Raw genomic sequence first — 12,913 nt, forward strand, 5'->3', positions numbered from 1 at the left:
AAGGGGAGTATCGAAAGCGTTGTGCCGTCCTTTGGACGGCGCGGCGCTTTCGTATCCAGCGGGGACAGCGTCCCCCCTGGAGGCTCTATTTTACCCCTTCACGGCGCCCGCCGCAACACCTTTTATGATGTGCTTCTGGCACAGCAGGTAGACGATGATGATGGGAATGATGTTCATCATGATGGAGGCCATCATGGGGCCCATCTCCACCTTGCCGAAGCTGCCCCGGAAATACTGGATCAGGATGGGGATGGTCATATAGCCCTTGGTACGGTCCAAAACCAGGTAGGGCAGCAGGTAGTCATTCCACAGCCACATGGTCTCCAGAATACCCACGGAGATCAGGGTGGGCTTCAGGATGGGCAGCACCACCAGGAAGAAGGTCTGGATAGGGTTGCAGCCGTCGATGAGGGCGGCCTCCTCGATCTCAATGGGGATGGACTTCATAAAGCCGCAGAACATGAACACGGCCAGCCCCGCGCCGAAGCCCAGATAAATGATGCAGATGGTGTAGGGGCTGCTCAGGTGCAGCCGGTCCGCCGTGGCGGACAGGGTGAACATCAGCATCTGGAAGGGCACCACCATGGAGAATACGAACAGATAGTAGAGGGCCTTGCTGTACCAGGCGTGGATACGGGTAATGAACCAGGCGCACATGGAGCAGCAGATCAGAATGAGCACCACCGAGCTGATGGTGATGACCAGGCTGTACCAGAAGGCGGTGAGGAATCCCTTGGAGGTCAGGGCGTCCACATAGTTGGCCAGCCCGGCGAAGGTCCCGGCGGTGGGCAGTTCAAAGGCAGTGCCGGTGGAGATGGCGGTCTCCTTTTTCAGGGAGTTGAACAGGATCATGAACACCGGATAGACCCAGGCGACGCACAGGACGCCCAGGACAACGGTCAGCACACGGTCCTTCATGGTCTGTCGCTTTGTCATTATTGCTGCACCTCCTTGGAGCGGGTGGCACGGAGCTGGATGAGGGAGATGGCGATGACCAGGATACAGAAGATGACCGCCTTAGCCTGGCCGTAGCCCTTCCACTGGGGGCCGGAGCGGCCGTAGAAGGTCTGGTAGATGTTCAGGGCCAGCATCTCGGTCTTGTGGGCGGGATCGCCGTTGGTGAGGGCCAGGTTCTGGTCAAAGAGCTTGAAGCCGTTAGTCAGGCTCAAAAACAGGCAGATGGTGATGGAGGGCATCAGGTTGGGCAGCTTGATCCTCCAGAGGATCTGCCGCTCGTTGGCGCCGTCGATGCGGGCGGCCTCCAGGTAGTCCCCGGGGATGGCCTGGAGCCCCGCGATATAAATGATCATCATGTAACCGATCTGCTGCCAGCACATGAGGATGACCAGGCCGAGGAAGCCGTAGGGGGCGTGGAGGGACAGCAGGGGCTTGCCCAGCAGGGTCAGGACGCAGTTGAGCAGAATGTTCCAGATATAGCCCAGCACCACGCCGCCGATGAGGTTGGGCATGAAGAAGACAGACCGGAACAGGTTGGTGCCCTTGATCTCCCGGGTCAGGGCCAGGGCAATGGCCAGGGCCGCGATGTTGATGCACAGGGTGGACACCACGGTGAACAGGGCGGTAAACCAGAAGGAGTGGAGGAAGTCCGCCTCCGTCAGGGCGTGGATATAGTTGCTCAGGCCGTTGAAGGTGGCCTTGTCGATGGTGATGAACCGGCAGAAGGACAGGTAAAGGCCCTGGAGGAAGGGCCACACAAAGCCGATGAGAAACGCCGCCAGCGTGGGAAGGACGAACACCGGCCAATATCGCTTGATCGCTTTTTCCACAATATCACTTCCAAAACATAAATCACAGACTGGTACGGCGCCGTCCCATGCCGGACGGAGATGAAAAAACGGGGCGGGCGGTAAGGCCCACCCCGTTTTGATCCACGCGGCGTGAAACTCAGCCGTTCAGCGCGGCGTACTCGCTGGCCCAGCCGTCCACAAACTTGGAGACCACGTCGTCCCAGCTGCCGGTACCGGCGGCGTAGGCGGTCAGGGCGTTGCCCAGCTCATTCTTCCAGTTCTCGGAAGGCATGGTGGGGAAGTTCCAGGACACGGGGATCTTGCCCTCGGCGGTATAAGCGGCGTCCTGCTTCACGAACAGGTTGGGGGAGTCCTGGGCGGCCTTGAAGGGGATGACGAAGCCCATGTCCTCGGCCATGGCCTTGGTGCCCTTCTCAGAGGTGACGCACCAGTACATGAAGTCCAGGGTGGCCTGGATGTCCTCCTCCTTGGCGGAGTTGTTGACGCACCAGTAGTTCTCGGTGCCGGTGCACAGGCCCTGGTTGGCCTCGTCGCCCACGCCGATATAGATGGGGATCATCTGCAGGTCGTCATCGGAGAACTTGCCCTCGCCCACCAGGTTGCCGTACTCCCAGGAACCGTTCTGGAAGAAGACGGCCTCGCCGGCCAGGAACTCGTTGCGAGAGTCGTCGCCGGTCTTGCCGGACAGAAGGGCGGGGTCGCAGGTGGAGTTGTTGATATACAGGTCAAAGATGTCCTTGTAGTTGTTCAGGTAGGTGCCCTTGATGGCGTCGGTGGTGCCGATGCCGTCGGCCTGATACTCAAAGTAGATGGGCAGGTTGGCCAGGTGGGTCTTGAAGCGCCAGTCGGAGGAGCCGTCCATACCGGCGGAGGAGAAGGCGGCGAAGCCCAGCTCGTCCTTGCGGGCGGTGATGTCCTCGGCCACCTTCTTCAGGTCGGCGAAGGACTGGATGTCATCCACGGAGTAACCGGCCTGGGCCAGCAGGGTCTTGTTGGCGATGATACCGTAGGACTCCACGACGTAGGCAATGCCCAGGGTGGCGTCGCCCTCCTTCAGGGCGAAGGCGTCGCTGGTCAGCTGGCCCAGCACATCGGAGCCGGTCAGATCCAGGCAGTAATCCTTCCAGTTGGCCAGACCCACGGGGCCGTTGACCTGGAACAGCGTGGGGGGATTGCTCTTGGCGATCTCGCTCATCAGGTTCTGCTCATAGGTGCCGGAGGCGGCGGTGACCACGGTGACAGGCACACCGGTTTCCTCGGTGTAGGCCTTGGCCAGAGCCTGCCAGGCGTCGCCCTGCTCGGGCTTGAAGTTCAGATAGTAGACGGAGCCGGTGGCGGTGTTCCCGCCGTTGCCGGCGGAGGTTCCTGTGCTGCTGCCGGTGCTGCTCTTGCCGCCGCAGCCAGCCAGCAGAGACAGGGTCATGGCCGCCGCCAGTGCCAGGGCAAAGATCTTCTTGCTCATTCCAATGTTCCTCCTTAAAATCTTGCGGAATCTTTATTGGAAACGTTACTGGTAACGTTTCCATGCTCTACGTTCCTAATCATATCAGTCTGTCCGGCAAAATACAAGGATTTTTTGACGAATCCCAACAATTTTGGCGTATCGCCAAAATCTTTTCCTCCGTTTTGTACAATTTCTCCAGCGCGCTTCGCCGCTCCGCCCCCACCGGCCCGCAGATTTTCGTTGTCATTTTCTTCCCCATCCGCTATAATATAAAAAGAACATCCTCACAGGGGTCCGGGCTTCCCCCCGGACCCCGCGATACAGAAACTGCGGGAGGGATTTCCATGCGCAACTATGTGATCTCGATCAGCCGGGAATTCGGCAGCGGCGGCAGATTGATCGGCAAGCGGCTGGCCGCCCGTCTGGGCATCCCCTGCTATGACCGCTCCCTGATCCAGAAGACCTCGGAAAAAAGCGGCCTGTCCCCCGACTTCATCGCCCGGGCGGAGGAACGGGCCCGCAGCCGGTTCCATCTCTCCATCGCCCCCATCGGCATTGGCACCTCCGCCCTGGGCCACCAGGGCGTCCCCGTGAGCCACCAGGCATTCTTTGCCCAGGCCGACGTCATTCGGGAGTTGGCTGACGAGGGTCCCTGCGTCATCGTGGGCCGGTGCAGCGACTATGTGCTGGGCGAGCGGCCCGAGTGTCTGAAGGTCTTTATCCACGCCGACCTGCCCAGCCGGGTGGCGCGCTGCGTGGAGGAATACCACATCCCCTCCGAGGACATGGAACACCGTGTGATCCAGATGGACCGGGGCCGGGCCAACTACTATAACTACTATACCGGCCACACCTGGGGCGACATGCGCCGCTACGACCTGACCCTCAACTCCAGCACCACCGGTATCGACGGCGCGGTGGACCTGATCGTGGCCCTGGTCCAGGCCCGGACCTCCCAGGACGCCAAGGTATAACACCCGGCTAGTATGTCCGGAAAAGGAGTTCTTATGTCTGACCTGATCCTTCCCCGCATCCAGGTTTCCGGCGACGCCGGACGTATGGAAAACTATGAGGCGGCCGTCCGCTGCGCGGGCGGCCTGCCTGTCTGCGGATACGCTCCCGCTCCCGACCTGTCCTGCGCCGGTCTTCTGCTGTGCGGCGGCGGCGACATGGAGCCCGCCTGTTACGGGCAGGAGAGCCGGGGCTCCCAGCCCCCGGATCCGGTGCGTGACCGGGCGGAGCTGGCCCTGTTCGACGCCTTTCTCCGGGCCGGGAAGCCCATTCTGGGCATCTGCCGGGGGATGCAGGTCATCAACGTGGCCCTGGGCGGCTCCCTGATCCAGGACCTGCCCCCGGAGAGCAGGCCCTTCCACGGCGGCGCGGACCACGACCTGGTCCACCCCATCCGGTCCTCGGAGCGCTCCTTCCTCCGCCAGCTCTACGGCCCCGTTTTCCCGGTGAACAGCTCCCACCACCAGGCAGTAGACCGGCTGGGCCGGGGACTGGAGGCCATCGCCTGGGCGGAGATCGGCTTCCCCGAAGCCATCATCCACCGGAGCCTGCCCATTTTCGCCGTCCAGTTCCACCCGGAGCGGATGTCCTTCGGTCACCGCCGGGAGGACACTGTGGACGGCGCTCCCCTGTTTCACCGCTTTTTGGTCCTCTGCCGGGACTGAGGGTTCCCGTTCCAATGATAACAGCGGGCTCTCAAGCCCAGGAGGTTTTCCTTGCCATGCTCTTCCACTCCCTTCACCGTCCCCTGGCTCTTTCCCTGGTCCTGCTGCTCTGTCTGGCTCCCCAGACCGCTTCTGCCGCCGCCCGGAAGGACCAGGTGACCGCCGTCTCCGCCCCCTCCCCCTACTCCCAAGAGCGGGATCCCTCCTCCGCCTACCGCTCCGCCGCCCAGCGGCTGAGCGCCCTTGGCTATGACGCCGGTCAGATCCGGACCCTGTGGGGACGGCTGGGCCCCGGGCTGAACAGCGGCGCCCTATCTGCCCAAGCCCTGGAGCTGCTGTTTCTGCCCAACTGTGACCCGGATCTTCTGGACCGTTATCTGTCCTGTGCCCAGGCCTTTCCCGAGCTGACGGCGGAGCAGGTGGTCCTGACCGTCAACATGGGGCTGGACCAGCCCTTTTACACCCAGGTCCGGGCGGTCCCCGACCCGGGCAGTACCGCCGTCCTGGTGAACAAATACCACTCCCTGCCCAGTGATTATGTGCCGGAGCTGGAGGCTTTGGGCGCCTCCTATGGCGTGGGCTCCCTGACCCCCGAGGCCGCCGCCGCCTTCCGCCGCATGGCGGATGACGCCCGGCTGGAGGGAATCGTCCTGCACAGCGTCTCCGCTTACCGCTCTTATGGCACCCAGGACCGGCTCTACCGCGGCTACCTCTCCCAGGACAGCCAGTCCCGGGTGTACACCTACTCCGCCCGGCCGGGCTTCTCCGAGCACCAGACCGGTCTGGCCCTGGACATCAACACCGCCCGGATCAGCGCCCATTTTGAAACCACGGCGCAGTTTGCCTGGCTCCAGGCCAACTGCACCCGGTATGGCTTTATTCTCCGCTACCCCGAGGGCCGGGAGGCTGTCACCGGCTACCGGTTTGAGCCCTGGCACTACCGGTACGTGGGCACGGAAACCGCCCAGGCCTGCGCCGGCCAGGGGCTGACCTATGAGGAGTATCTGGCCTCCCTCCCCATTCCCGGAAGCTATCAGGTCCCCTCCCTGTTCTGGAAGGGCGAGCGGCTGGAGCTGGGCGGGGATACCATTCTGCTGGAGGGGATCTCCTATGTCTCCCCCCAGCGCCTCGCCTCCGTCATAGGCTGGTCCGCCGAGTTCCGAAGCGGCCGGCTGGTCCTGTCCGGGGACGGACGCCAGCTGGTCCTCTCCCCGGGCCGCAGCTGCCAGTTGGATGGCCGGGCCCGCCGGCTCTCCTCTCCCGCCCTGCAGCTGGATGACAGGCTGTACCTCTCCCTGGATGACCTGTGCGCCCTCCTTCCCCTCGAGCTGGTCCCCGGAGAAGCCGGTCTGGAGCTGCGGTCCGCCGCGCTTTGACCCGTCCCGCTTTTCATCAAAAACAGAGCCCTCCGGAACATTCCGGAGGGCTCTTCATTTATTTCTCCCGGGCCACGATCACCCGGATCCGTCCGCCGTCGGCGTCCGTCTTGTCGTACCAGCCGGTGAGGGCATAGCCGCCATCCCGCACCCGGGACAGGGAGGACAGGTAGTAGTCCCCGTTCCGCAGCTCATAGACCGCCGCCCGGTCGGAAAGGGTGTAGCTTCTGCTTCCCGCCAAAAACCGGTTTCCGCTGACCTCTCCGGTTTTGGCGCAGTTCAGGGGCAGCAGCCCCTCCGGAACCTGGAGGGTCCCCTTCAGGCGGATGGGCCCCGGCTCCACGGGGTAGCGAGTGGAAGTCTGGGAGATCAGGACGGACTCTCCTCCCACATCCAGCTCATAGGTGTAGGAGGCGAACTCCCCCTCCCCCACCTGGTCCAGGGAGGTGAGGACGCCGTACTGGTACACGTCCCCGGTGACGTCGTTCAGCACCATCCGGTCGATCTCTCCGCTGCTGTTTTTGGAGTAGTACCGCACCATGGAGCCGGACAGGCTGAGTCCCGCCAGACGGCTGGGGTAGACCCGGACGCCCCGGCTGCCGCTCACGTCCAGGATCTCTACGCTCTCCGCAAAGCTCTCGCTCCCCACCTTGGTCCCGGCCCCGTTGACCTTACCGGCCAGGGAGGATGTGGGCAGGCTTTTCAGCGCCGTCTTGCCCTCGCCGGACAGGGTGACCTGGACCAGATTTCCCTCCCGCTGGCCGGAAGGGGCCTCATAGCGGTAGGTCTTCCCGTCGGTACACAGGACCACAGCGGTCCGGGCGGTGTAGCTCCCGCCCCGCCCGTCGGAATAGGAGGCGGTCTCCACCGCGGTGACCACACCCACCTGGCCCGCCGGGGAGGCAGGGCCCGAGGTTTCCCCTCCCGACACAGCGGCCACGGCGCCATTCCGGCCCAGAAGCAGCGTGACGGTGTCCCCCAGGCCGTACTGCCCCAGGTCGGACAGGGCGTAGGCCGCCGATGCCGTCTCAATGGGGCAGGTCCGCCCCGCCACCGTCACGGAGGAGGGGGCGGAGGAGGAGGGTTCCAGGGCCTGGATGGCCCCGGTGACCCGGTCCCGGTACACCCACAGGGTGTTCAGTCCCCGGTTCCAATAGACCACGTCCCCCTCCCGGATGTCAGCGGCGCCGGCCGTTTTGCCCTCCAGCCGCACCCCGGCTCCCTGGACGGCAAAGGGAATGGAGTCCTGCCAGCTCCCCCGGGCCACCACCGGGCCCTCCATTGACTGGTTGATCAGGGCCACCAGGTCCAGCTCCCCAGCGGCGTTCAGGGAGTGGCCCAGCGTCTCCAGATAGGGCCGTCCCTCTTTGGTATCCGCGGTCATCAGGTTATAAAACAGGTACATGGCGTCCCGGCGGGTCAGCGGACTGTTCGCCCCGGCGGCGGTCACTCCCCGGTCCAGCTTCAGGCTCCGGTACAGGGCCAGCTGTCCCGTGGGATAGGCCCCCGAGAAGTCGGCGGGGCCATATCCCAGCAGCCGCAGGACGATGGCCGTCCCTTCCGCCAGGACGATGGGGCTGTTGGGGCGGAAGGTGCCATCCGAGTAGCCCGAGACAAGCCCGGCGGCCACCCCCGCCTCCACATAGCCCGAGGCCCAGTGGCCCCGGGGCACGTCGGGGTAGGGGGAGACAGCGGCCTGGCCGACCTGGTCGCCCGCCGGGGTGGCCTTTACGGCCATGGTGACGAACTCCGCCCGGGTCACCGGGCCGGACAGGTTCATCTCCCCCCGGGCGTCTCCCACCATGATCCCCAGGGCGCTGACCACCTGGGCGGCCTCCTCCTCGGAGACCGGAGCCGCGGCCACGGCGGGGAGGGCCAGGGCCAGGACCAGACAGGCCGCGGACAAGGCGGCAGTGAAACGGTGTTTTTTCATCCTGAAAACTCCTTTATCTCATGATAAACCGTAGAGCGCGGTTCTTCCCCCGCGTCCGCCCGCCCGTGCTCAGTCATACCGCAGGGCGTCGATGGGGTTGAGCTTGGCGGCCTTATTGGCGGGCAGGTAGCCGAACAGGACGCCGATGCCCACGGAGACGCCGAAGCTCACCAGAACGGCGCTGAGGGTGGGGGTGGCGTTGAAGGTGATGCCGCTGGCCCCCAGCTGCTCCACCAGCATGCCCCCCAGCAGGGACCCGATGCCCGTGGCCACCAGACAGCCGAAGGCGATGCCCAGCAGGCCGCCGATGGCCGAGGTGGTGCCCGCCTCAATGATGAACTGGCGGCGGATGTCCCGGCGCTTGGCCCCCAGGGACTTCCGGATGCCGATCTCCCGGGTGCGCTCGGTGACCGACACCAGCATGATGTTCATAATGCCGATGCCCCCCACCAACAGGGAGATGGCGGCGATAGCCACCAGCACTGTCATGGCCACCCCCATCATGGCGTTGATGGTGGCCACCTGCTCCGCCATAGTCTCAATGTAGAACAGATTGTTGCCGTTTTCATCGTACCGCATATCCGTCTGGTAAAAGTCCAGAAGCATGACCGTCAGCAGCTCCTTGGCCCGGGCGGCGGTGTCCCGGGAGGTGCTGGTGATCTGATAGAGGGTGACGTTCCGGTCCCGGTTGAGCTCCAGGGCATTTTCGTAGGGGATGTAGATCCTGTCGTCGCCGCCGCCCTCCTCCATGAGGCTGTCCCTCCGGGCCAGAACGCCCACCACCGTGTAGGGGATGCCGCCGATCCGCAGGGTCTTGCCCAGGGCATCGCCGCCGAAGGCCTCCTGCTCCAGGTACGCCCCGATGACGCACACCTTTCCCCGCTGGGCCACGTCCACATAGCGGATGTAGCGCCCCTTCGCCAGACGGTCTCCGTCCAGGGTGCCCCCCAGCTCTGCGCTGTACATGGCCTCGCTGACCCCGAAGACGCCGGTTTTTTCAAATTTTTCCTCCCCCGCCCGCACGCCGCCGGCGCAGTTCACCCAGGGGGTTACGCCGGAGAAGACTTCGGGATATTTCGCGGTAAATTCATACATGTGCTCCGGATCAAAGGCCATGGTGGTGCCGTCCCCCCGGCCCCAAACATAGGCGTAGATCTGGTTGACCCCCACCTTCTCCACCTGCTGCTCCACCATGCCGGTGAGGCCGTTGCCCAGGGAGATGATGATGATGACCGCCCCCACGCCGATGACGATGCCCAGCATGGTGAGGAAGGAGCGCATTTTGCTGGTCTGGAGGGACTTTAACGCCAGCTTGAAGGACTGGGTCACGTTCATGCCTCCCCCTCCTCTCCCGGCTGGACCACCGCCCGGGGGTCGCGGGCATCTCCGTCGTAGATGATCTTCCCGTCCTGGAGGCGGACGATCCGGTCCGCCTTCACGGCGATGGAGTTGTCATGGGTAATGAGGACCACCGTGTCCCCCTCCCGGTTCAATTGTTTCAAAAAGCCCAGCACCTCCCGGCCCGTCCGGGAGTCCAGGGCGCCGGTGGGCTCGTCGGCCAGGATGACCGAGGGCTCCCCCGCCAGAGCCCGGGCGATGGACACCCGCTGCTGCTGGCCGCCGGAGAGCTGGGAGGGCAGATGCTTTCCTTTGTCGGCCAGCCCCACCCGCTCCAGGGACCGGACGGCCCGCGCCCGCCGCTCCTCCGCCGGGACCCCGCCGTAGAGCAGGGGCAGCTCCACGTTTTCCAGCACCGTCAGCTTGGGGATCAGGTTGTACTGCTGAAAGATGAAGCCCAACATCTTGTTGCGGATCTCCGCCTGCTGGTCGTCGTCCATGGTGGACACGTCCACGCCCCCCAGATGATAGCTGCCCGCTGTGGGCACGTCCAGACAGCCGATGATGTTCATGGCGGTGGACTTTCCGCTGCCGGACTGGCCCACGATGGCCACAAACTCTCCCCGATCGATGGTGAGGCTCACCCCGTCCAGGGCGTGGACGGCCTCCTCCCCCATGGGATAGATCTTGTAAACATCTTTTAATTCAATGAGGTGGCCCATGTTCTCAGCCTCCCGCCGGAGCAGTCTCCGTATCCAGGTAGGCTACGGTGTCCCCTTCCTCCAGTCCGCCGGTAATCTGGATGTACGCCCCGTCGCTGACCCCCAGGGTGACGGTCCGCTCCTCCAGTTGGGCGGGATCGGTCAGGGTCCCGTTCTCCCCCAGGGCTCCCGCCGGGACTGCCAGCACCTTGTTCCCCCGGCTCACCGCTGAAACAGGGACGGTCAGGGCCCCGGAGACCGCATCCCCCAGGATGACGGCCGACACGTTCATCCCGGGCTTCAGGTCCCCGTACTCCTCCACCCGAATGGTGGCGGGGTAGGTGGTAAAGCCGTTGGTGGTGGCGCCGTTGATGCTCACCCGGTCCACCACCCCCCGGAAGGTCTGGCCGGGCAGGGCGTCGGCGGTAATCTCCACCTGCTGCCCCTCCCGCACTTTTCCAATGTCCAGCTCGCTGACATTCATCTGCAGGGTCAGGCAGCTCAGGTCATAGAGGACCGCCAGGGTGCCGGAGTCGATGCCGTCCACCTTGTCCCCGGCTTTGACGTTCTTCTCAATGACGGTGCCAGAGATGGGGGCGGTGATGGTATAGCTGTCCAGGGCCTCCTGAGCCTGCTGGCAGGTGAGCCGGGCGTTTTCCACGGCGATGGAGGCGCTCTCCAAAGAGGTGTGGACGGCGGAGCCCCCCAGGGTGGCCAGGGCGCTGCCGGCGGACACCCTGCTGCCGGCGGTGACCAGGACGTCCGTGACCTCGCCGGAGGTCTGGGCCACCACGGTCTGGCGCATGTTCTCCTCAAAATGGCCGCTGCCCGCGCAGGGAACGTCCCCCGCCACGGCGGTGGCCGTGTCAGCGGAGGTCAGGGCGCCGGGGTTGCTGACGCGGATCTTCACCTGGCGGACCAGGGTGCCGCCCGCCCCCACCAGGTCGGCGGAGGACACCGACTCCACGGTGCCCGGCAGGGTCTCCAGGGTGCCGGAAAGGGTCACTTGGGCGCTCTGGCCCGGAGAGAGCTTCTGGGCGTCGGCGGAGAGGAAAGGCAGGGTAAGGGTCAGGGTGGAGGTATCCGCAATATCCGCGATGGCGGTGCCTGGGGACACCAGGTTCCCCTTCCGGACATGGACCTGCTGCACCACCCCCGCGGCGGAGGCGCTGGGCGTCAGAGCGGCGGACAGCTCGTCATAGCTCAGCTGGGCCTGGCGCAGGGAGAGCTGCGCCTGCTGGAGGGCCGTCTGGGCCTTGCTGGGGTCGATGCGGTAGAGCAGATCCCCCTTCTCCACCCTGTCCCCTACCTCCAGCGGGGCCTCCAGCACCTCTCCCGAGATCAGGGTCCCCACCTGGTAAGTCTGGATCGCCTGCACCGTTCCGGTGCCCTCCACCGTCACCGTCAGGTCCCGGCGCTGGACGGCTTCGGTGAGGTAAGCGGAAGCCATGCCCCCGTCGTTCGCCCCGTTTCCCCGAAACAGAAACCAATAGGCCGCCAGCGCCAGTACTAGCAGGACCGCCAGTCCCCGAAGCCACTTCTTTCGTTTTTTCGGGGCCTGAAAAACAGGTCCCTCTTTCTTCCGGGGCGCCTGGACCGCCGGAGTCGTTGCCTGTGTCGCTTCCATGGTCAGTCTCCTTTTGGGCCCGGCACGGGCCCCTGGTTTTGCTTTTGATTCTAGCGGGCAAAGCTTAGATTCCTTGTAAGAAATCCTGAAAATTTCATTAAATTTCCACCCGCGGCCCCTACGCTACACCTTCCATCAAGGGGAAGGTCAAGAAAAAAAGACCGCCTGAGGCGGTCTTTTTTCTGATTCCCATGTTGTCTTTATTCCAAACAGCTCAAAATGGCGGCAGCCACGCCCTCCTCCCCGTTGGAGGGGGCGATCCGGGCGGCAATTTCTTTGATGGCGGAAGACGCGTTGCCCATGGCGATGGGGGTGCCCACCGCCCGGAGCATGGCCAGGTCGTTGTCGCTGTCCCCCACGGCGGCGCACTGGTCCAGGGGCACGCCGTACATCATGGCCAGCAGAGCCAGGGTCCTCCCCTTGTCCACCCCCGAGGCCACCAGTTCAAAGTCATGGTCGTTGGAGGCGGTCAGTTCCACCCCCGGCAGGGCGGCCAGCTCCTCCAGGGGGTAGGCCGGCCGGTTCCAGTCCCCGTGCACCTTGGTCAGGGGCAGTCCCCGCTCCTCCAGATAGGCCAGGGGGTCGTCCACCGTCACGGCGTTGTCGTGGAAGGCGGGGTAGGGGTAGGTCCGCAGCAGAGACTCCTTGGAGAAGGGGTCCAGGACAATTTGGTCCCCGGCAAAGATCATCAGCTCGATCTCCCGGCCCAAGCACAGCTCCAGCACCCGCCGGCCGGAGGGCTCCGGGATATCCCGGCGGCGGAGGACCTGCCCGGTGCTTCCATCCACCAGGGCCGCGCCCCCCAGGCAGGAGATCAGAGCGTCACAGCCGGCCTCTTTGGCGAACCAGATGGCCTCGGGGATGGGCCGGCCAGTGTCCAGCACCACCCGGACGCCCGTTTCCCTGGCCCTGGCAATGGCGTCCTTCGCCCCTTGCGTGATCTTCCCAGACGGGTCCAGCAGGGTGCCGTCCAGGTCCAGGGCAATGAGTTTTATCATAGGATCATCCTTCCGGTGTGGAGTTTATCCGGGCAGGGCGGGGGCTTACCC

Annotated in this window: 11 protein-coding genes; 3 read left to right on the plus strand and 8 right to left on the minus strand. The window is 64.6% G+C overall.

The window, feature by feature from the left end; all coding sequences use genetic code 11:
* Positions 1-90 precede the first annotated feature (90 nt).
* The 3 genes from I6E42_RS08370 to I6E42_RS08380 all read right to left on the minus strand — a co-directional run bounded on the left by I6E42_RS08370 (position 91) and on the right by I6E42_RS08380 (position 3,231).
* Positions 91-936 carry a carbohydrate ABC transporter permease gene (locus I6E42_RS08370; protein WP_235371465.1) on the minus strand — a complete coding sequence of 282 codons (846 nt, stop codon included), beginning with the start codon at positions 934-936 and terminating at the stop codon, positions 91-93.
* Positions 936-1,787, minus strand: coding sequence for a carbohydrate ABC transporter permease (locus I6E42_RS08375; protein ID WP_235371466.1), 852 nt, complete (start codon positions 1,785-1,787; stop codon positions 936-938). Before I6E42_RS08375 ends, I6E42_RS08370 begins: the two co-directional genes overlap by 1 nt.
* A 118-nt stretch (positions 1,788-1,905) precedes the next feature.
* Positions 1,906-3,231: an ABC transporter substrate-binding protein gene (locus I6E42_RS08380; RefSeq protein ID WP_235371467.1), complete on the minus strand. Its 1,326-nt coding sequence runs from the start codon at positions 3,229-3,231 to the stop codon at positions 1,906-1,908.
* 326 nt (positions 3,232-3,557) lie between these two features.
* Between I6E42_RS08380 and I6E42_RS08385 the strand changes: the two genes are divergently transcribed.
* Genes I6E42_RS08385 through I6E42_RS08395 form a run of 3 tightly spaced genes read left to right on the plus strand, consistent with a single transcriptional unit; the run spans position 3,558 to position 6,265 of the window.
* Positions 3,558-4,187 carry a cytidylate kinase-like family protein gene (locus I6E42_RS08385; protein WP_235371468.1) on the plus strand — a complete coding sequence of 210 codons (630 nt, stop codon included), beginning with the start codon at positions 3,558-3,560 and terminating at the stop codon, positions 4,185-4,187.
* A gap of 33 nt (positions 4,188-4,220) precedes the next feature.
* Positions 4,221-4,889, plus strand: coding sequence for a gamma-glutamyl-gamma-aminobutyrate hydrolase family protein (locus I6E42_RS08390; protein ID WP_235371469.1), 669 nt, complete (start codon positions 4,221-4,223; stop codon positions 4,887-4,889).
* Positions 4,890-4,945: 56 nt separating this feature from the next.
* Positions 4,946-6,265, plus strand: a complete 1,320-nt coding sequence (locus I6E42_RS08395) for a M15 family metallopeptidase (protein ID WP_235371470.1) — start codon at positions 4,946-4,948, stop codon at positions 6,263-6,265.
* Positions 6,266-6,323: 58 nt separating this feature from the next.
* Here the strand turns inward: I6E42_RS08395 and I6E42_RS08400 are convergent, their stop codons facing one another.
* The 5 genes from I6E42_RS08400 to I6E42_RS08420 all read right to left on the minus strand — a co-directional run bounded on the left by I6E42_RS08400 (position 6,324) and on the right by I6E42_RS08420 (position 12,862).
* Positions 6,324-8,198, minus strand: a complete 1,875-nt coding sequence (locus I6E42_RS08400) for an S-layer homology domain-containing protein (protein WP_235371471.1) — start codon at positions 8,196-8,198, stop codon at positions 6,324-6,326.
* Positions 8,199-8,267: 69 nt separating this feature from the next.
* Complete coding sequence (locus I6E42_RS08405; protein ID WP_235371472.1) at positions 8,268-9,533, minus strand: ABC transporter permease; 1,266 nt, start codon at positions 9,531-9,533, stop codon at positions 8,268-8,270.
* Positions 9,530-10,258 (minus strand): ABC transporter ATP-binding protein, encoded by a 729-nt coding sequence (locus I6E42_RS08410; protein ID WP_235371473.1) that lies wholly within the window; start codon positions 10,256-10,258, stop codon positions 9,530-9,532. The genes I6E42_RS08405 and I6E42_RS08410 overlap by 4 nt, the downstream gene beginning before the upstream one ends.
* Before the next feature lie 4 nt (positions 10,259-10,262).
* Complete coding sequence (locus I6E42_RS08415; RefSeq protein ID WP_235371474.1) at positions 10,263-11,864, minus strand: efflux RND transporter periplasmic adaptor subunit; 1,602 nt, start codon at positions 11,862-11,864, stop codon at positions 10,263-10,265.
* A gap of 200 nt (positions 11,865-12,064) precedes the next feature.
* The gene (locus I6E42_RS08420; protein ID WP_235371475.1) at positions 12,065-12,862 is read right to left on the minus strand and encodes a Cof-type HAD-IIB family hydrolase; all 798 of its coding nucleotides are present in this window, start codon (positions 12,860-12,862) and stop codon (positions 12,065-12,067) included.
* Between the last annotated feature and the right edge of the window lie 51 nt (positions 12,863-12,913).

It is taken from the genome of Pseudoflavonifractor phocaeensis, assembly GCF_021531815.1.
In the GTDB taxonomy this organism is placed as follows: Bacteria; Bacillota; Clostridia; order Oscillospirales; family Oscillospiraceae; genus Lawsonibacter; species Lawsonibacter phocaeensis_A.

Excerpts from the sequence above, each read along its gene's own strand:
- I6E42_RS08370 (WP_235371465.1), bottom strand. The coding sequence starts at position 936 with ATGACAAAGCGACAGACCATGAAGGACCGTGTGCTGACCGTTGTCCTG.
- I6E42_RS08380 (WP_235371467.1), bottom strand. The coding sequence starts at position 3,231 with ATGAGCAAGAAGATCTTTGCCCTGGCACTGGCGGCGGCCATGACCCTG.
- I6E42_RS08385 (WP_235371468.1), top strand. The coding sequence starts at position 3,558 with ATGCGCAACTATGTGATCTCGATCAGCCGGGAATTCGGCAGCGGCGGC.
- I6E42_RS08390 (WP_235371469.1), top strand. The coding sequence starts at position 4,221 with ATGTCTGACCTGATCCTTCCCCGCATCCAGGTTTCCGGCGACGCCGGA.
- I6E42_RS08395 (WP_235371470.1), top strand. The coding sequence starts at position 4,946 with ATGCTCTTCCACTCCCTTCACCGTCCCCTGGCTCTTTCCCTGGTCCTG.
- I6E42_RS08400 (WP_235371471.1), bottom strand. The coding sequence starts at position 8,198 with ATGAAAAAACACCGTTTCACTGCCGCCTTGTCCGCGGCCTGTCTGGTC.
- I6E42_RS08405 (WP_235371472.1), bottom strand. The coding sequence starts at position 9,533 with ATGAACGTGACCCAGTCCTTCAAGCTGGCGTTAAAGTCCCTCCAGACC.
- I6E42_RS08410 (WP_235371473.1), bottom strand. The coding sequence starts at position 10,258 with ATGGGCCACCTCATTGAATTAAAAGATGTTTACAAGATCTATCCCATG.
- I6E42_RS08415 (WP_235371474.1), bottom strand. The coding sequence starts at position 11,864 with ATGGAAGCGACACAGGCAACGACTCCGGCGGTCCAGGCGCCCCGGAAG.
- I6E42_RS08420 (WP_235371475.1), bottom strand. The coding sequence starts at position 12,862 with ATGATAAAACTCATTGCCCTGGACCTGGACGGCACCCTGCTGGACCCG.